An 18,777-nucleotide genomic window follows, 5' to 3' on the forward strand; every position below is an offset into this window, starting at 1 on the left:
CGCGACGTGTGGTGCCCCGCGGCGTGTCGGAGGCCGGGTGCGTCGGGGGAGTGCGCCTACCGTGGACGGGGAGGAACGGATGGCGCGAGTCGGTGGCCGGAACGTGTGGATCGCGTGGCCGGTGGGAATCATCTGCACCGTGGTGGTCGCCGTCCTGGTCGTACTCGCGGTCCCCGGGATCCCGGCATCCGTGATCTTCGTCGGCGACACGCTCCGCGCGGCCGGGTCCGCTCCCACGGCCACGCCGGAGCCGGCGCCGACGCCGGCGTCGACCTGTCGCGAGCTCTACTCGGCGGACCTCTGGTCGTCGCTGGTGTGGTCGCGCAACAACCTCCTGACGCAGCGCCGGACCCCGGCGGCGTCGACCCCTGAGGCCGTCGCGGCGTCGGGGGCGACCGTGGTCGTGACCTGCCACTGGCGGGGGACGGCGGGGCGGTCGATGGAGACCACGGTGTCGACCGTCACCCCCGAGGGGGCGTCGGCGGTTCAGGCGACGCTGTCGTCGCAGGGATTCGGATGCCAGGTCTCCGGCGACACGGTCCACTGCGAGCGCGCGGCGGGCGGCGTCGTCGAGGTGCACGACATCCGCGGCGATCGGTGGGTGTCGTCGACCCTCACGAACTGGATGCCGGACGGCTACGCCGAGACGGTGGCATCCCGAGCCTTCGCCGAGTGAGCGATCAGCCGAAGATCGACGCGATGATGCTCGCGGTGTAACCCGTCGGCGCGAGGTTGGAGTACTGCGTGTCGATCAGGACGTCGTCGCGCCAGAACAGTGTGCGACCGTCGTTGACCGGGTAGGTGTCGTTGATCCACGTCTTCTCGCACCGCGTGCCGTCATCGGGCGTGTAGCAGCTGAAGCCCTGCGTGGCGACGAGGTCGTTGAGCATGTCGAGGGCGGGGCCGCGGTCGACGCGGGTGATACGCGTCTCGAGGCCCGTCGTGTCGGCACCGGGATCGCGCCAGATGCAGATCAACGAGCCGTCGGGCTGCGGACCGGAAGCGCCGACCGACGGGTCGTTCAGCGGGACGGATGCCAACTGGGACAGCACGTCGGCCGAGAGCATCGCGCGGCAGTCGGTGGGGATGGCCGCCGGGGCGACCGTCGGGGTGATCGTGGGGATCGGCGTGGCGGTCGGGGAGGAGGGAGACCCAGCGGCCGGTGTCGTCGGTGCGGCAGAGCCGCCGTCGTCTGGCGCGCACGCGCTCAGCGCGAGCGCCGCCGCGACCGCGAACACGGCTGCGCCGGTCGGACGAAACGCGCGACGGGCCATGAAGTCACCCTAGATGCCGCCACCGACACGGTCGAGACCGACACACGACGGCACGCCTGCGCCGTACGGCGACGAGCGCGGGTTAGCCTGACGCCGCAGATACTTGCGCGCGTGAGGAGACCCCGATGAGCGACCCCCAGTCGTACGGTGACCCCGTCGACGAGCCCAAAGACGAGGCGCACGACGTGGTCGGGCGCGCGCACGAGGGCCTGGCCGACGCCGAGGCCGCCCAGCGCGATGCCGTGGACCCCGCCGAGGCCCAGGCCGCCTGGGACGAGCGCGAGCGCGATCAGCACGTCGCGTCGGCGCCCGCGGCCACCGAGACGACCACGGCGACCGTTCACGACGCGTCGCCCGTCGCTCCCACGGCCACCACCGACCTCGATGACGAAGACGCCCGCTGGGCCGCCTACGCGGCGTCGGCGGAGCCCAAGGCGGCACCCGGCGCGGCGGCGACCGAGGCGTCGACGACCGACGCGTCCACGCAGCGCTACGACGCCTACGGCGACACCGCCGGGGCCGCGGCTGCCGGGGGAGCCGTCGCCGCGGGTGCCGCGGCGGCCGGAGCGTCCTCGACTCCGGTGACGTCGACCACCGCTTACGACACGCGATCGACCGACGCTCCCACGACGGCCTCCCCGACGGCGTACGCGAACGCCGCGCAGCCGATCTTCGTGCAGGCCCCCGAAGCCCCGCGTCCGCGCGGCAACCGCGGTGCCGCCGGCGCGATCGGTCTGCTCGCCGCGCTCTGCTTCGCCGTCCTCTATCTCGCGGCGACCCTCGGTCTGCGTCTGCTGACGGGCGACCTCCAGGTGTCCGGGCTCGCGAACGCCGCCCTCGGCGCCCTCGCCACGTGGGGTCTCTGGGTGCCGACCGTGGCGTTCTACCTGGGCTTCTGGTTCCTCGGGGCCCTCATCAACCGCGGCCGGTGGGGCCACTGGGTGGTCTGGGGCCTCGTCGTGGGCGTGATCGCCTGGGGCGGGCATCTCCTCGGTGCCCTCTTCGCCGCGCCGTTCTGGATGCTCACCGCCCGAGAGGGCGTCGACCTCCTCGGCGACAACGTCCTCGCTCCGCTCGCGATCGTCGCGTTCGTCCTCGGGCGCGAGCTGACGATCTGGTTCGGCGCGTGGGTCGCGCGTCGCGGCCGGCGCGTGACCGAGCTGAACGACGAGGCGCAGCGCGAGTACGAGCGCACCCTCGAAGCGGGCCCGCAGGTGTCCGTCGTCTGAGGCGGGATGCCATGACCGACGCGCCGCGACCGGCGGGGGTGACCCCGCCGGTCGCTGTCGTTTTCGCGACCGTGACGTTCGTCGCTCTCGGGATCGGTGGACTCGGGGTCGCCAGCCTCGTTCTCGATCGCGACGTCATCCCTGTGACGGGTCTCGGCCCGATCCCCGGGGTCATCGGCCTCGTGGTCGCCACAGCGCTGTTCGCCGGCATCCTGCTCTGGGGGCTCCGAGCGGAGCCGCCCGGGTATCTCACCGCGGTCCCGTGCGCTCTCGGCGCCTACGTGGGGGAGCTCGCGGGGATCGCCGCGGGAGGCCTGTTCAGCGGAGCGGACCCCGCGAGGGCGGTCGCCGCGGCCGGGACCGTCGCCCTCGGCTGGCCCGGGGGCGTGCTCGCCGCCGCTGCGCTGCTGGCGGCCGTGTTCGGGGTGTTCCTCGTGCGCGTCCGGACCGAGCGCCCGCGGTGGACCTGGGAGGACGAGGACGACGACACTCCCTGATCGCAACCGGGGATGCGGGTGTGACGCGCGGGAGACCCGATCATCCCCGCTGCCCGGGCGTGTCGGTCTAGCGTAGGAGTGTGGAGCGGTCGCTCGAGACCCAGGTAGGCCAGGCGGTGGACGCCTGGCTGAAATGGCTGCCCCGGTGGGAGCCCGCGAACCACCGCGGCCGTATCGCGCCGTGCCGTCGGTGCTTCGGATCCCCGGTCCTCTCCGCGGCGGGTCTCGGTTCCGACGTCCCCCACGGCGTCCAGCACGGTCTGTCCACCCGCGTGAAGACGATCGTCGATCACGCCGTTGCCGAGTACACCGCACGCAACCTCCCGATGCTGCAGGCCGAATTGGACCAGCAGGCCGAACGCAACCGCCGTCGCTCGTACCGTCCGGCGGAAGGGCTCGAACCCGAATTCGAGGGGTTGCCGCTCGACCCCGAGCCCGAGCCCGGAGCGCCGTTCCTCTTCACCCTCACCGGCCTGGCCGCCGAAGAAGACGCGGTGATCCCCGCCCTCCCTCCGCTGTCGGATGCCGCGAAGGCGGCGCTGCGGCAGGAGGTCGGTCTCGCCGACGACTACGCGAACATGATCGGCCGCGAGGTGTGCACGATCCTGCTGCACCACCGCCTGCGCATCCAGGGGGCGATCGCCGAATACGTGGAGCCGCAGGTGGCGGCGATGCTCGACGAACTGACACGTTCCCTCGACGCGCCGTTCGATCCGCGCGACCCCGGCGACGCGGCATCCTGAGCTTGTCCACAGCCCCCGGGATCCCGGAGGCGCCTTTGTTAGCATTGCCGGGTTGCCCGCCCGGCCAGACGCGGGCGCGTCGTCCGGGAGGGGGCACCATGCCGCAGCGCCTCCCCTCGTCGCCGCCGATCCTGCCCGGGCTCGCGTACATCCGTCCGCTCGGCTCCGGGGGCTTCGCCGACGTCTTCCTTTACGGGCAGGACATGCCGCGTCGCGAGGTGGCGGTCAAGGTCCTCCCGAGCGACGTGCGCGATCCCGATCTCCGCCGCATGTTCAACGCCGAGGCCGACGTGCTCGCACACCTCTCGGCGCACCCCTCGATCGTCACCGTGTACCAGGCCGGGATCTCCGCCGACGGCCGGCCCTACATCGTCATGGAGTACTGCCCGGGATCGCTCGCCCAGCGCTACCGGGTCGAGCGGATCCCCGTGCCCGAGGTCCTCGCCATCGGCGTGCGCATGGCCGGAGCCCTCGAGTCGGCTCATCACGCGGGTCTGGTGCATCGCGACGTGAAGCCGAGCAACATCCTCGTCACGACCTTCGGGGCGCCCGTCCTCGCCGACTTCGGGATCTCGTCGTCGCTGGTGCGCCAGGACGCCGACGAGATGCTCGCGATGTCGGTTCCGTGGAGCGCCCCCGAGGTGATCGCCGAACAGACCGCCGGCACCGTCTCGAGCGAGGTGTGGAGTCTCGGGGCGACCGTCTACTCGCTCCTGGCCGGGCACAGTCCCTTCGAGCGTCGTGAGCGCGGGCAGAACTCGCGCGAGCAGCTGCGTCGCCGCATCGCGCGCGCGTCGTACACCGAGATCTCCCGCTCCGACGTGCCGCCGACCCTGCAGGCCGCGCTCGCCCGCGCGATGTCACGGAACCCGCAGGACCGACATCCGAGCGCGCGCGCTCTCGGCGAAGACCTGCAGCGCGTGCAGACCGAGCTCGGCCTCGCCGCGACCCCTCTCGAGGTGCCCAGCGCCGCCTGGTCGCCGTCGGCCGGGGTGGTCGACTTCTCCGACACGGCGCTGCGTGGGCCCGCGCGCTCGCACATCGAACGCGAGGGCGCGCGCAAACTCCGCGACCGCTCCGGGGTGACGGGCCTCGCCCGCGACGAAGACACCGACATCTCGGCTCCCGGGCCGGCGTCGCACGGCGTCCTGCCCTGGGCGCTCGCCGGAGCGACGGTCATCGCCGCGGGCGCCGTGGTCGTCGCCGCGCTGTACGCCACGGGGGTGCTGTGATGCGGCGACGCACGGTCGTCGGTCTCGCCTCCACGCTCGCGGCTGCGGCTCTCGTGATCACGGCCAGCGTCGTCTGGCCCGGCCTCGACGCGCAAGAGACCCCCGAGGTCGACACCTCGGTCTGGGCTCTGCAGACCGGCGAGGGCCAGCGCTACGCCCGGGTCAACACCTCGGTGGGCGAGCTCGACACCGTGCGGTCGGCAGGCAATCCCAGCGAGGTCGCGCAGAGCGCGGACGGCGCGTACCTGTTCACCGACAGCTACAGCAAGCTCTCGCGCATCGACGAGGCCCAGCCGGTCGACCTGCAGGAGGAGCAGCTCTCGTCCGCCCCCGACACCCCCGCGGGCACGACCTCGGTGGTCACGGCGGGCGATTTCGTCGTGTACCGCACCGACACCGGCACGCTGTTCACCGGCCGGCTGAGCGAGGCCGGGCAGGCGGCATCCGAATTCGATCCGTTCGGCTCGGCCGGCGGCGACTCCCCGTCGTACACCGCGGATGCCATCGCCCTCGACGACCGCGGAATGCTCTTCGCGTACTCCTCGGCGGACGGTTCCGTCATCCGCTACGACATCGCCGCCGACGAGGTGCGCGCGCGCGATGCGCTCGCCGCCGAGGTGTCCACCCCGCTCCTCTCGGCGGCCGGAGACACCTGGGTTCTCGTCGACGGCGACGCGGGGCGCGTGTGGGTGCGCGGGGCCGACCCGGTCGATGTCGCCGTGGTCGACCAGGCCGTCGTCAGCTCTCCCGATTCCGCGGGCAGCGCGGTCTACCTCGCCGACGAGCAGTCGCTGTGGGCGATTCCCGTCGACGGTTCCGGACCGAACCGCGAGGTGGGCGGCGGGGGCACCGTTCTCGGGCAGCCCGCCAAGCCGATCTCGCACGGGGGCGTCGCGTACGCGGCGTGGCTGCTCCCCGGCGAGGCCGGCGGAACGCTCTGGCGTTCCGACGCGGGCGAGACGCCGCTCGATTACGCGGGGGGAACGCTTCCCGATCAGCGTCGTCCGGTGTTCGTCGCGACCGACCACGCCGTGATCCTGAACGAGACGCGCAGCGGCTGGGTGTGGACCGTCCCGAACGGGACGCTCGTCGCGTCGAGTCAGAACTGGAGCCTCGACGACAGGACGGAGCAAGCCGCGGTCCAGAGCGATGAGCAGCTCAGCGTCGTTCTCGACCCCAAGCCCCCGATCGCGGAGCCGGATGCGTTCGGTGTGCGGGCGGGCCGCCTCGTCACCCTCCCGGTCCTGTTGAACGACCACGACCCTAACGAAGACGTGTTGAGCATCGTCGGCGAGAGCGTCACAGGTCTCGATCCCGGCTTCGGCGAGCTCAGTCTCACCGACGACAATCAGCGCCTCGCGGTGCGCGTGCGTCCCGAGGCGACCGGCACGGCGACGTTCTCGTACGCGGTGACCGACGGCACGACGCCCGACGGGCTGACGTCCGCCCCCACCACCGTCACGCTGACCGTCTCGCCCGAAGCGGCGAACGCCGCCCCCGTGTGGTGCGGTGTCGAGAAGTGTCTTCAGCCCTGGCCCACCCCGGAGGTCGCGCGCGGCGGCACGATCACGGTCCCCGTCCTCCCCGGGTGGGTCGATCCCGACGGTGACCCGCTGCTGCTGCTGTCGGTCGACAACCCGGGCGGAGTCGGCAGTGTCACCTCGACCCCGGCGGGCGAGGTCGTCTACCAGCACGCCGACGACGGCTCCGGCGGCGAGCAGACGATCCAGCTCGACGTCACCGTCGCCGACACCCGGGGAGCCGTGGCGACGAAGCCGCTGCTGATCCGTGTCGCCCCCGACCCCGGCCTCGCCGTGCAGTCCTTCGCCGTCGTCGACACGGTGGGGTCGAGCCTCACGGTCGATGTCGGTCCGCACGTGACCGGGACCGCGGGAGCCGTCTCGCTCAGCTCGGTCCGGATCCTCGACGACGCCGCGGCCACCGCGGGTGTCATCGGCGGCAGCACGACCTTCGACTTCACCGCGTCGCAACCGGGCGTGTACCGGGTCGATTTCACGGTCTCCGACGGGGGACGGGATGCCACCGGCACCGCCCGCATCACCCTGCTGGCCGCGGACGCCCCCGCGCAGCTGTCGACCGCTCCCGTCGTGGCGTTCGTGCGCCCGCAGGAGGACGCCACCCTCGACGTGTTCTCGGCGGTGTCGAACCCGACGGGGCGAGTCCTCCTCCTCAGCGACGTCGTCGCCGCGGCCGAGGACGGTGCCTCGCTCAGCGTCGACACGGTCGGCCAGAACGATCTCCGCGTCTCGGGGAGCACCGCCACGGGCGAGGCCGGTCTCCTCGGCACCGTCACCTACAGCGTGAGCGACGGCACCGACGACGAGGGGGCCCGCGTCAGCGGGGAGGCGACCGTGTACCTGCTCCCGCCGGCGCCCGAGATCGCCCCCATCGCGGTCGATGACACCGTGACCGTCCGGGCCGGTGCCCAGGTCGATATCCCCGTGCTCGACAACGACGTGTCGCCGGCCGGTGGACGACCCACCCTCGACCCGGCGAGCGTGAGCGCGCAACCCGCGAGTGACGCGCTCGCCTTCGCCTCGGGCGGGGTGCTCCGCTACCTCGCGCCGACCACTCCCGGCTCGTACGAGGTGACGTACCGGGTATACACCACCGGCGCTCCCTCGCTGTGGGACGAGGCGACGGTGCACATCACGGTCCTCGGTAACGACGCGAATCGGGCGCCGGTGCCGGACACCCTGCAGGGTCGGGTGCTGAGCGGCGGGACGACGACCATCCCGTTCTCCGGCTTCGGGGTCGACCCCGACGGCGACGCCGTGATGCTCGACCGGATCGTCAGCCAGCCCGATCGCGGGACCGCGTCGATCTCTCCCGACGGCCTCTCCATCGTCTACGCGTCCGTCCCCGGGGATCGCGGCCAGGTGTCGTTCCGCTACCGCGTCTCCGACACTGCCGGCGCCACGGGCGAGGGCACCGTGCGCATCGGCGTCCTGGACGCCGAGGCGAACCCGAGCCCCATCACCTTCACCGACTACGTCCAGGTGCAGGCGGGCGCAGACAGCCGGCTCCGCGTGAGCCCGCTCGCGAACGACATCGATCCCACGCAGGGTCGTCTGACGCTCACCGGTGTGCGTCCCGACCTCCCCGAGAAACTCGTCGACGGCGAGGACAACCCCGAGTACGCGCGCCTGGCCGAGCGGGTCGAGTCGGTCACCGACACCGGGGTGGTGATCCGCGCGGGAGACGCCCCCGCGACGATGTCGTTCCTCTACGACGTGGCATCCGATTCCGGGAACACCGGGCGAGGACTCATCGTCGTCAAGGTGGTGCGCGAGAGCGTGCCCGACTATCCGGTCGTGGCCGATACGGCGCTCACCCTCGAGGACCGCGAAGACTTCACGACGGGGGTCGACGTTCTCGCCGGTCGCGCCACGTGGTCGGGCGGCGACGTGAGCGACCTGAGGGTCTCGCTGTGGGGGAATCCGTCCGACGTCCGCGTCGACGGGCGTCGCATCTCGGGGGATCTGCCGGCGACGCGCCGCATCATCCCCTTCGCGGTCACGGGCACGGTCGGCGGCTCCGAGGTCACGACCTACGCGTTCCTCCGCGTCCCCGGCGACGACGACGTGACGCTCGCCCTGCGTCCCAACTCGGCGCAGCGCGTCGACGAGCTGTCGTCGGTCGACTTCGACATGGCATCCCTCGTCGCCCTTCCTCGGCGCGCCACCCTCGAGGTCGGCAGCGAGGCCACCACGACCGGCGCGCGCGCGGAGGCGCGCTGCACGGTGTCGGGCTCCCGGGTGACCTACGAAGCCGGGACAGGGTCACCGTGGGCCGATGCCTGCATCGTTCCGGTGCGCATCGCGGGGACGCAGGAGTGGACGCTCCTCTCCGTCCCGATCGGCATCGTGGCGCGCGACCCGCAGCCCGAGCTCCGCCCCGGCTCGCTCACGGTCGGGCCGGGCGAGACCGCGACCTTCGACCTGCGCAACATGACCTCGTGGCAGCTGGGCCGCGAGGACTGGAACAGCATCCGCTACGCGCTCGAGTACTCGGGGTCGGCGTTCTCGTCCGTCACGCTCGACGGCTCGACCGTCACCGTGACCGGTGCCGACCGTGCCGTTCCGGGAACCGAGAACGCGGCGATCATCACGGTGACGAGTCACAACGCGGTGGCTCCCGCCCGTCTCCTCCTGCGCGTGGGTGCAGCTCCGTCGACCCTCCCGCAGGGTGGCACGACCTCCCGCCAGTGCTCGCAGGCCGACGGTTCCTCGTGCACGATCGAGGTGGTCGGCGCCGACGGAGAGGTCAACCCGCTCCCACGCACACCGCTCGAGGTCGTCGGCGTCCGGTCGACGGGAACCTGCACGGGCGTGAGCTTCGCGGTGGCTTCGGCGACGAGCATCGCGGCATCCTGGACCGGCGACGCCCCCGGCGCGACCTGTGCGGCCAGCGTGACCCTGCGCGACGCCCAGGGGCGCAGCACCGCGGGTCCCCGCGACGCGCGCGTCGTGCTCGACCTCCAGGGCTACCCGCGCACCCCGGCGAGCGTCCGCCAGTCCGCGTACGCCGACGGCTCGCTCACGCTCCGCGTCGACGCGGGTGAGGCGCGGCGCGCATACCCAGCGCTGACCGGCTTCGTGGTGCGATACCGCGGCGACATCGTCGCCCGCTGCGCGCCGGACGGCGGCTGCCCCGCCATCGCCGCGCCGAACGGCGACCAGCGCGAGTACGTCGTCACCGCCGTCAACGACGTGGGGGAGTCCCGCGGATCGGTGCGCACGACCGCGTGGGCGTACGACCCGCCGCCGCGGCCCGACAGCGTGGACTGGACCCCGACCGTCACGGACGACGGGGCCGGCAACGTCGTCGACCTCCTCGTGCGAGGAGTGGATGCCGCCGAGACGGGGTCTCTCCAGATCCGGAGCAGCACGGGCGAGACGCAGACCGTCTCGGTCGGGCGCAACCAGCAGGACGTGCCGATCAAGGGCTTCCGCGTCGGCAGCAACGCGTCGACGGAAGTCCGCGTCACGCCGCTGTCGCGCTTCGACGTCCCCGCCGGCCTCGGCGGCTCGGTCGAGGGTGGCGTCCTGACCTTCCGCGCCCACGGCGTGGGCAAGCCGACCGGGCTCGCGTTGACCCTCACCTCGCGCACGGCGTCCGACGGGTCGGCGACGATCGTGGCCCAGGCGACCGCCGATCCGAACGGCACTGATTCCGAGCTGCGCTTCGGCGTCGTCGAGGGGACGACCTGCCGGACGGGCGATGACGGCGCACGGCGTGAGTTTCCCGGCAAGAAGGACGGCGAGGAGTACACCTTCACCGCCTGCGTCGACTCGGTCTACCAGGGCAAGACGTACGGCTCGGCCGCCCCCGTGACCGACACGAAGCGGGTCGATCAGGATCGCGCGGCGCCGCAGGGGTACACGTTCCGCGTCGACGCGGAGCCGATTCTCGATCGTGATGGCGGTCGCGCCATCGCGCGCTGGCGGATCGACGAAACGATCCAGGCCGGTAGCAAGCCTCCGCGCAACAACGTGCCCGTGTACACGAATTTCGAGAACAACAGGTCGACGGTCTTCGACAGCGACCCGGGTATCGGCGTCTACTTCGAGCACGAGTTGTGGGGCACGAAGTCCGAGACGGGTCGCGTCGCTCCCGCCGACGGCAGCGCGCCCTATCAGGTGCAGGCTTCCGCCTCCGTGCGTTCGTGCGTCGCCGGCGACAAGCTCGACATCTCACGCAGCTCCAGCAACGACAAGGCGTCGTTGGATGTCGACACCTCTCAGGCGGTGTTCCGCGACGCGAAGGGCGCGGTCGTGCCCCGCGCCGACGGCAGCGATCGTGTCCCCGTGGGCGCGGAGCGCGTCGAGAATGTCGTCGTCACCGTCGACTGGTCCGCCCAGGGGTGGGGACTCGACGCGGCGACGCTCACCGTGTCGGGCTCGTGCTCGCCCGGAACGCCCACGAAGCCCTGACCCGACGAAGCCCTGACCCGACGAAGCCCTGACCCGCCAAGCCCTGACCCGCGAAGCCTCGACCCCCGCGTAGCCCCGCCCCCGGCATCCATCCCCCAGAGAGAGACCCACCGACATGACGATCACCCAGGAGCAGGCGACCTGGTTCGCGCAGACGTTCTCGCAGATCGCCGACAACGTCGAGCGCGCCGTGCTCGGTAAGAGGCACGTGGTCGAGCTCGTGCTGACCGCGATGCTGAGCGACGGGCATGTCCTCCTCGAGGACGTGCCGGGTACCGGGAAGACCTCGCTCGCGCGCGCGGTCGCCCAGTCCGCGCAGGGGACGAACACCCGCATCCAGTTCACACCCGACCTGCTGCCGGGCGACATCACCGGCATCACGGTGTACGACCAGAAGACGGGGCGATTCGAGTTCCACGCCGGGCCCGTCTTCGCCAACATCGTGCTCGCCGACGAGATCAACCGGGCGAGCCCGAAGACGCAGTCGGCCCTGCTCGAGGTCATGGAAGAGGGGCGCGTCACCATCGACGGAGTGTCGCGCGAGGTCGGCGTGCCCTTCCTCGTCCTCGCGACGCAGAACCCGGTCGAGCAGGCCGGCACGTATCGCCTCCCCGAGGCGCAGCTCGACCGCTTCCTCCTGCGGACCTCGCTCGGTTACCCCGATCACGCCGCCACCGTGCGCATCCTCGACGGAGCCGCGGTCTCGACGGCAGACCTCCGCCCGATCGTCACCCCGCAGGCTCTCGTCGGAATGGCCGACCTCGCGGCCACCGTGTACGTGGACGCCCTCGTCCTCGACTACATCGCCCGGCTCGTGGATGCCACGCGCTCCGCCGACGAGGTGCGCCTCGGCGTCAGCATCCGCGGGGCGTTGGCCCTCACCCGGGCCACCCGTACCCGCGCCGCCGCGCAGGGACGCACGTACGCGACCCCCGACGATGTGAAGGCGCTCGCTGTGGCGGTGCTCTCGCACCGGCTCATCCTGCACCCCGAGGCTGAGTTCGACGGGGTGACCGCGGAGGCGGTCATCGGGCAGGTGCTCCTCGACGTCGCACCGCCCACGCAGCGCGAGAGCGAGCGCGCGCGATGACCTCCCTTCCGAGGGGAATCCGCCCATGCCGGAGGTGAACCTCACCGAGTCGCGGTTGACGCGCACGTCCGCCGGCACGGCCGTCACCGGCTCGCGCACCTCGATCACGTCCACCTCGACGCGGCGCGAGCGGCGGATCGTGCGCGCCGTCGTGCGCGTCGCCGAGGCGTGGCGCGTCACGACGGATGCCGCCGTCACGGCGACGCGATGGGCGGGGCGCACCGTGCGCCCGGCGGGCGCCGTCGTGACGCTCGCCGCGACGGGGGGACTGCTGCTCGGCGTCGTCTTCGGCTGGGTCGAGTGGATGGTCGCCGGCAGCGCCGCATTCCTTCTGCTGCTCATGAGCGTGCCGTTCCTCTTCGGCGCCCGCGCGTACGCCGTCGATCTGACCCTCGCGCGTGAGCGCGTCGTGGCCGGTCACGGTGTGACGGGCGAGATCGTCGTGCGCAACGAGAGCTCGCGTGTCGCACTCCCCGGGCGCCTCGACATCCCCGTCGGGCAGGGCCTCGTGGAGTTCGGGGTCCCGCTCCTTCGTCCGGGGCAGAGCGTCACCGAGGCGCTCGAGATCCCGCCGCTGCCGCGCGGCATCGTCCGCGTCGGTCCGGTCACGACCGTCCGCAGCGATCCCGTCGGGCTCCTGCGCCGGGAGCACGACTTCGACGACGCGCACGAGTTGTTCGTCCACCCCCGCACGGTCACCCTTCCCTCCACGAGCGCCGGTCTCGTGCGCGACCTCGAGGGCAACGCGACCCGTCGCCTCGTCGACGCCGACATGTCGTTCCACGCCATCCGCGAGTACGCGCCGGGCGACTCGCAGCGGCAGGTCCACTGGAAGTCCACGGCCAAGACCGGCCGACTGATGGTCCGTCAGTACGAGGAATCGCGCCGCTCCCGCATGGCCGTCGTTCTCGGAGCCGCCTCGCAGGAGTACCTCGACGCCGACGAGTACGAGCTCGCCGTGGCCGCCGCGGCGTCGCTCGGGCTCCGCGCCGTCCGCGACGCCCGCGACATCGACATCGTCACGGGCTCCGAGATCCCGCGCGTCGTCAAGGGCCGTCTGCGCGCGATCCGTCACGTGCCGACGGTCACTCCGCGACAGATGCTCGACGGATTCAGCGCCCTCGAGCGCTATGACAACACCATGCCGGTCTCCGACGTCTGCCGCCTGGCCTCCGAATCGAACGAGCGTCTTTCGATCGCATTCGTCGTCGTCGGCTCCCGCGTTCCCGTCGCGCACCTGCGTCAGGCCGCGCTGGCCTTCCCCGCCGACACCGCAGTCGCGGCCGTCGTGTGCGACGAGCGTGCGCACCCGCGCATGCAGAGCATCGCCGGCCTGACCGTCCTGACCATCGGCACCCTCGACGATCTCTCCGGGCTCCTCGTGCGGGGAGCGACCTCGTGACCGCCGCCCGGCATCCGGGGCGCGTCGTCGCCGCCGCGCTCTACACGCTCGTGACGGTCGCGCTCGCCGCCGTCGCCGCCTGGCCGGTCTACGCCTCGTGGTCCTTCCTCGTGCTCGTGGTCGTGTCCGCGTTCGCGGCGGCGCTGATCGTCGCGCTCGTGACCTGGCGCCGAGGCGGTGGGTGGATCACGGCGGCCGCGACGGTCGTCGCGTTCCTCGTGCTGTGCGTGCCGCTCGCCGTCCCGTCGCGGCTCGGGGCGCCACTCGAGATCCTGCGGGGGATCGGCGAGGCATCCGCGGGCGTCCTCGTGGCCTGGAAGGACCTGGTCACCGTCGACCTCCCGGTGGGCGACTACCGCAACCTGCTCGTGCCCGCCCTCGTGGTCTTCCTCGTCGGCACGGTGATCACGCTCTCCCTCGCCGTGCGGACTGATCGGCGATCGACGGGCGCCGTCGTGAGCGGGTTGCTCATGACCGGGTTCGGTCTGTTCTTCGGCCGGACGTCCCCGAGCTCCCCCCTCGTGTGGGGGCCGCTGTCGCTGCCCACACCGATCGAGACCGCGGTGGGGCTGGCGGCGCTGCTCTCCGCGGTGCTCTGGCTCGCGTGGCGGGCCCACGACGAGCGGGTCCGGTCACTCCGTCGCGCCACCGCTTTGGCGACGGTCGCGCCGAGCACGCGGCGATCGCGCACGGATCGGCGTCGCGCCCTCACCGGGGCGGGCATGATCCTCGTCGCCGCTCTCGCGACCGTCGCCGTGGTCCCGTGGGCGGCTGCCGACGCCGACCGGCACGTGCTGCGGTCGGCCACGGGCCCGGAGCGGCAGATCGCGGAGGCGGTGAGTCCGCTGTCGTCGTACCGGGCGATGTTCTCGGACGCCCGCGTCGACGACGTGCTGTTCCAGGTGAGCGGCGACGGCGCCCTGCCCGACCGCATCCGCGTCGCGACCCTCGACTCCTACGACGGCGAGATCTTCCGCTCCTCGGGCACGGGCGAGGGGCGTTTCGTCCGCGTCCCGTCGCGCCTGCCGTCGGGGGAGGGGCGTCCGATCGACGCCGAGATCGAGATCGGCGACCTCGGCGGAATCTGGATGCCGACGGCGGGAAGCCTCGTCCAAGCCACCTTCGCCGGCGACCGGGCGAACCAGCTGGCCGACCGGTTCTACTACAGTTCCGCCGCAGAGGCGGGCGTGCAGATCGCCGACGGCGGGCTCGAGCCGGGCGACCGCTACCGGGTGACGGGGACCGAGACGGCCGCGGTCGACATCGCGAGCCTCACCCCTCCCGGTGCTCCCGGCGGTGTCTCGGGCGGCGAGAACCTACGCCGGTGGGTCGACGAGCACGCGACCGGCGACGGCGGGACGGCTCTCGCTTCCCTCGTGCAGCTGCTGCGGGAGCGCGGGTACCTCAGCCACGGACTGGCACCGGCCGCCGGCTCCGCACCCCCGAAGTGGGCGGCCGATCTCTCGGGCTATCAGGTGCAGCCGAGCGCGTCCGGCCATTCCCTGGCCCGCATCGAGACGATGTTCCAGCGCCTGCTCGATCGGGAGGACGACCCTCGTGCCAAGGCATCCGGAAACTATGTCGCCGCCGTCGGCGACGACGAGCAGTTCGCTGTCGCCGTCGCCCTGATCGCCCACGAGCTGGGTTTCCCCGCGCGCGTCGTGGTCGGCGCGCGCCTGGCGTCCGCCGATCCCGCGCTCCCGACGTGCGACGCCGGAACATGTCGCGCCGAAGACCTCAGCGCGTGGACCGAGGTGCAGGGCACCGACGGACAGTGGGCGGCGATCGACGTCACCCCGCAGCGGGAGCAATCGCCGAGCCTCGAGGTCACCGAGCAGCGCGACCCCGAGAACGTGACCGAGGTGCGCCCCGACACGGTCGACGATGTCGTTCCGCCGGCTCCGTTGCAGGAGGACAACACCCTCAACGATGAGAACCGTGCGGACGACGGTCTCGATCTCGCCTGGCTGTGGCCGATCCTGCGGGTCACCGGGCTTTCGCTTCTCGTCGTCCTGGTGCTGTTCGGCCCGTTCCTCGCGGTGGTGATCGCGAAGGTGATCCGTCGTCGCGGCCGCCGTCGCGATCCCGACCCGCGAGCGGCGATCGCCGGCGGGTGGGACGAGTACGTCGATGCCGGTGTGGACGCGGGTCGCGAACTCCCGCCGGCATCCACCCGCCGAGAGCTCATCTCGGCGTGGGGCACGGCCGGGGGCGAACGTCTCGCGGACGAGGCCGACCGCGCGGTCTTCTCGTCCCGGACCGTCACGGCCGACGAGGCCACGGCGTTCTGGAGGATCGTCGATGCCGAACGCCGCGCGCTCACGCGTCAGCGCGGCGGATGGCGGCGGCTGCTCGCGGCCGTATCGTTGAGATCGTTCCTGCGGTTCCTCGCCCCGCGCCCCACGCGCCGACGGCCGCCGCACCGCGACGAGAGGGGGAAGCGCCCCGCCCCACGGCGGCGCGACACGACATGAACGATTCCACCGGCGCCATCCTCGGGCTGTCCACCGCCGTCCTGTTCGTCATCGTCTACGTCTGGTACGCCCTGGCGCTGTCGGCGATGTTCGCCAAGACCGGCGAGCCGTCGTGGAAGGCCTGGGTCCCGGTGGTGAACCTCGCCACGATCCTGAAGCTCGGCGGCTTCTCGCCCTGGCTCGTCCTCCTGAACCTCGTGCCGCTGTTCGGCGGGATCGCGTTCGTGATCGTCTTCATCGTCGCGGTGCACCGCATCAGCGTCGGATTCGACCGCGGGGCCGGGACGACCGTGCTCGGCGTTCTCGTGCAGGTCGTGTGGGCGAGTGTTCTCGGGTTCGGCTCCGCGCGCTGGTACGGGCACGAGGCGATCCGCTCGTCCGCGATCGACGAGAACTCCGCCCCGTCGCGACGCGGCCAGGACTTCGCCGGTCCCTACGTGCCCCTCGTCGGAGGCTGGACGCCCGAGCCGCCCGCCGCGGCAACCGACGACGATTCACCCCGCTCCGAGCCCGTCGTGCTCCCCTTCGCCGCGCCCTCCGGCTCCCTGTCGGACGCCGTGCCCTCGGCCGTGGATTGGGCGCCGTCCCGTCACGACGACGACGTCCCGCTGTCGGAGCGCCCCGCCTCGTCCCGCGCGCAGGACCGTGCTCCGGATGCCGCGCCCCCGACGTCCGTGTTCGACGTCCTCGATGCCCTTCGCGCCGACGCGAACGAGCCCGCTCCGCGTCGTAGCACCGCCGATGCGGCGCCCGCCCCGTCCGACCCCGACGACAACGGCTTCCAGCCCACGGTCCCCCTGACCCCGGGTCTGCCCTTCCGCGGGCGGGGCGCCGCCGCGGCGCCCCACGCGCCGGCGGAGCCCGAGGTCGAGCCCGCGCCGCGCGCCGCGCAGACGTTCCCGCAGCCGGAGCCGTGGGCCCCGCCGCGCCGGGCAGAGGTCGTCGATACCCCGGTGTCGGATTCTCCCCTCACGCGTCCCGCCCCCGAGGCGTCGCCGGAGTCCGAGGCGCCCGCCTCCGACGCCGAGGCGACCCCGGACGAGTTCCCCGAGCTGTCCGAGGCGGTTTCGGCGGTCTCCGGTGCTCCGGATGCCGGCGCCCCCCGCTCCGCGCGCACCTCGGTCGCCGCGCTGTACACGCAGCCGGAGTTCGCCGCCGACCCGGACGGCGACGACGACCTCGACGCCCTGGATCGCACGGTCGTGGCTCGTCGACGCCGCATCCCGTGGGCGCTCGTCCCGCCCAGCGGAGACCCGATCGACCTCACGTCGTCCGTGGTCATCGTGGGTCGCCGTCCCGCCGCCGACACCGCATTCCCCGACGCGCAGCTCGTGGCGATCACCGATGAGACACGCACGGTGTCCAAGACCCACGCGCGACTCCAACTCCGCGGTGAAACGTGGTTCGTCACCGACCTGGACTCGACGAACGGAGTCCTGTTCGCCACCCTCATGGGCACCGAGATCGAGGCGCCTCCGGGGGAGGAGATCGAAGCCGGTGAGCGGTTCTTCCTGGGTGACGCGGAGGTGCGACTTTCCCGGAGGGACGCGTGAGCGGTCCCTACGACAAGCCGGACGACCCGGACGAGGTGACGCTCTGGGCGGGCCGACTCCGGTCCTGGCCGACGTCGCCCGTCGACTCCGAGGAGGATGGCACCTCCGAGGAGGATGACGCCGACGAGACGGTCGTCGCCCGTCGCCGCCGTTCCGGGGGCGCCGACGACGACACCCTGATCGCCCGGCGCCGCGGAGACGACGACACCGTTCGCGCGGATCACGCCCGGCGGCGCGAGGGAACGCCCCCCGTCGCGGAGGTGATCGACGACACCGCGCCGGGTTCCCGCGCGGTCGTCGAGGAGACGGTCCGCTCCGAACGCGGCTCGTCCGCGGATGACGACACCGCCCCGCGCCCTCGCGCCTCCGTCGCCGAGACCGTGCGCTCGCCCCGGCCCGTGCAGGGCGATGACGACACCGCGCCCGGCGCCCGCGGATCACGCGAGGCCATCCCGTCGCGAGCCGCTCCCTCGCGCCCGCTCGCCGCCGCGGTCGACGAAGCACAGACCGCCCCGCGACCCGCGCGGGTCCCCGACCCCGACGCTGCCGAGACGTACCGGCCTCGCATCGAGGACGCCGTTCGCGTGCCGCGCAGCGCGCCCGCACCGAGGGGCGGCCCCGAGCGCGATCCCGCGCTCGTGCGCGCCCGATCCTCGCGTCGCGGCGCCCTCGCCCCGCTCCTCATCGGCGGAGCGACCGTCGCCGTGATCGCGGGAGCCCTGGCCGTTTTCATCGCGCTCGTCCGCTGAGCGCGGCGATCTCGCGGACGGTCGCGCACCGTGCGCTGCGAGATCGCCTCACGTTTGCCCGCACCCCCGAACACCACGTATCATTGATCGGGTGTGCGTTCACGCGCGCCGTGCGTCATGCCTTCGGGCAGGGGGTGCGGATCAACGCTCGCACCATCTCAGGGATCGATCTGCGAACAGGTCGCCCCCACGGCATATCCACCACAAACCGCGTCCGATCATTCTGACGTGCGGTGGATCACACGTGAGCCCGACACGTCACGAATCGCAAGATGCGCGAAGTGTCGGGGGAGACACGACCGCTGTCACCGTGCAGCACCCCGGACGGTCCGAGAGGAACCGTCCGGCCAAACAAGGAGAGAACGTGCCAACCATTCAGCAGTTGGTTCGCAAGGGCCGCTCGCCGAAGGTCTCGAAGACCAAGGCTCCCGCGCTGAAGTCGAACCCCCAGCAGGCCGGCGTGTGCACCCGCGTGTACACCACGACCCCCAAGAAGCCGAACTCGGCCATGCGCAAGGTCGCCCGCGTGAAGCTGCGCAACGGCACCGAGGTCACCGCCTACATCCCCGGCGAGGGC

12 protein-coding genes and 1 pseudogene are annotated in these 18,777 nt (G+C 72.4%); 12 read left to right on the forward strand and 1 reads right to left on the reverse strand.

Annotation, left to right across the window (positions count from 1 at the left end; translation table 11 throughout):
* Positions 1-79: 79 nt before the first annotated feature.
* Positions 80-676 carry a hypothetical protein gene (locus ACMW4R_RS06080; RefSeq protein WP_058613647.1) on the forward strand — a complete coding sequence of 199 codons (597 nt, stop codon included), beginning with the start codon at positions 80-82 and terminating at the stop codon, positions 674-676.
* A 4-nt stretch (positions 677-680) separates the two neighbouring features.
* On the opposite strand, the gene ACMW4R_RS06085 is transcribed toward ACMW4R_RS06080, so the two are convergent.
* Entirely contained in the window at positions 681-1,274 is a 594-nt protein-coding gene (locus tag ACMW4R_RS06085) for a hypothetical protein (RefSeq protein WP_418299433.1), read from the reverse strand.
* A gap of 125 nt (positions 1,275-1,399) precedes the next feature.
* On the opposite strand from ACMW4R_RS06085, the gene ACMW4R_RS06090 reads away from it, so the two are divergent.
* The 11 genes and pseudogenes from ACMW4R_RS06090 to ACMW4R_RS06140 all read left to right on the forward strand — a co-directional run.
* Positions 1,400-2,503 (forward strand): ABC transporter, encoded by a 1,104-nt coding sequence (locus ACMW4R_RS06090; RefSeq protein ID WP_418299434.1) that lies wholly within the window; start codon positions 1,400-1,402, stop codon positions 2,501-2,503.
* An 11-nt stretch (positions 2,504-2,514) separates the two neighbouring features.
* Positions 2,515-3,000, forward strand: a complete 486-nt coding sequence (locus tag ACMW4R_RS06095) for a hypothetical protein (protein ID WP_363338047.1) — start codon at positions 2,515-2,517, stop codon at positions 2,998-3,000.
* Positions 3,001-3,080: 80 nt separating this feature from the next.
* A complete protein-coding gene (locus ACMW4R_RS06100) occupies positions 3,081-3,743 on the forward strand; it encodes a hypothetical protein (RefSeq protein WP_058596744.1) in 663 nt (220 codons plus the stop codon).
* A 98-nt stretch (positions 3,744-3,841) separates the two neighbouring features.
* Complete coding sequence (locus ACMW4R_RS06105) at positions 3,842-4,975, forward strand: serine/threonine-protein kinase (protein ID WP_418299435.1); 1,134 nt, start codon at positions 3,842-3,844, stop codon at positions 4,973-4,975.
* Positions 4,975-10,932 carry an Ig-like domain-containing protein gene (locus tag ACMW4R_RS06110; RefSeq protein ID WP_418299436.1) on the forward strand — a complete coding sequence of 1,986 codons (5,958 nt, stop codon included), beginning with the start codon at positions 4,975-4,977 and terminating at the stop codon, positions 10,930-10,932. Before ACMW4R_RS06105 ends, ACMW4R_RS06110 begins: the two co-directional genes overlap by 1 nt.
* Before the next feature lie 115 nt (positions 10,933-11,047).
* Positions 11,048-12,022 (forward strand): AAA family ATPase, encoded by a 975-nt coding sequence (locus ACMW4R_RS06115; protein ID WP_418299437.1) that lies wholly within the window; start codon positions 11,048-11,050, stop codon positions 12,020-12,022.
* Positions 12,023-12,047: 25 nt separating this feature from the next.
* Positions 12,048-13,424, forward strand: a complete 1,377-nt coding sequence (locus tag ACMW4R_RS06120; protein ID WP_058628209.1) for a DUF58 domain-containing protein — start codon at positions 12,048-12,050, stop codon at positions 13,422-13,424.
* Positions 13,421-15,898, forward strand: a complete 2,478-nt coding sequence (locus ACMW4R_RS06125; protein WP_058628210.1) for a transglutaminaseTgpA domain-containing protein — start codon at positions 13,421-13,423, stop codon at positions 15,896-15,898. The genes ACMW4R_RS06120 and ACMW4R_RS06125 overlap by 4 nt, the downstream gene beginning before the upstream one ends.
* Complete coding sequence (locus ACMW4R_RS06130; protein ID WP_418299438.1) at positions 15,895-17,451, forward strand: DUF5684 domain-containing protein; 1,557 nt, start codon at positions 15,895-15,897, stop codon at positions 17,449-17,451. The genes ACMW4R_RS06125 and ACMW4R_RS06130 overlap by 4 nt, the downstream gene beginning before the upstream one ends.
* Positions 17,448-18,200, forward strand: a complete 753-nt coding sequence (locus ACMW4R_RS06135; RefSeq protein ID WP_418299439.1) for a hypothetical protein — start codon at positions 17,448-17,450, stop codon at positions 18,198-18,200. Before ACMW4R_RS06130 ends, ACMW4R_RS06135 begins: the two co-directional genes overlap by 4 nt.
* A 364-nt stretch (positions 18,201-18,564) precedes the next feature.
* Positions 18,565-18,777 (forward strand): annotated as a pseudogene (locus ACMW4R_RS06140) (30S ribosomal protein S12); the annotation flags it as partial.

The organism is Microbacterium sp. S1037 (assembly GCF_048381605.1).
In the GTDB taxonomy this organism is placed as follows: domain Bacteria; phylum Actinomycetota; class Actinomycetes; order Actinomycetales; family Microbacteriaceae; genus Microbacterium; species Microbacterium testaceum_B.

Coding starts and splice junctions, on each gene's coding strand:
- ACMW4R_RS06080 (WP_058613647.1), top strand. CDS start 80: ATGGCGCGAGTCGGTGGCCGGAACGTGTGGATCGCGTGGCCGGTGGGA.
- ACMW4R_RS06085 (WP_418299433.1), bottom strand. CDS start 1,274: ATGGCCCGTCGCGCGTTTCGTCCGACCGGCGCAGCCGTGTTCGCGGTC.
- ACMW4R_RS06090 (WP_418299434.1), top strand. CDS start 1,400: ATGAGCGACCCCCAGTCGTACGGTGACCCCGTCGACGAGCCCAAAGAC.
- ACMW4R_RS06095 (WP_363338047.1), top strand. CDS start 2,515: ATGACCGACGCGCCGCGACCGGCGGGGGTGACCCCGCCGGTCGCTGTC.
- ACMW4R_RS06105 (WP_418299435.1), top strand. CDS start 3,842: ATGCCGCAGCGCCTCCCCTCGTCGCCGCCGATCCTGCCCGGGCTCGCG.
- ACMW4R_RS06110 (WP_418299436.1), top strand. CDS start 4,975: ATGCGGCGACGCACGGTCGTCGGTCTCGCCTCCACGCTCGCGGCTGCG.
- ACMW4R_RS06115 (WP_418299437.1), top strand. CDS start 11,048: ATGACGATCACCCAGGAGCAGGCGACCTGGTTCGCGCAGACGTTCTCG.
- ACMW4R_RS06120 (WP_058628209.1), top strand. CDS start 12,048: ATGCCGGAGGTGAACCTCACCGAGTCGCGGTTGACGCGCACGTCCGCC.
- ACMW4R_RS06130 (WP_418299438.1), top strand. CDS start 15,895: ATGAACGATTCCACCGGCGCCATCCTCGGGCTGTCCACCGCCGTCCTG.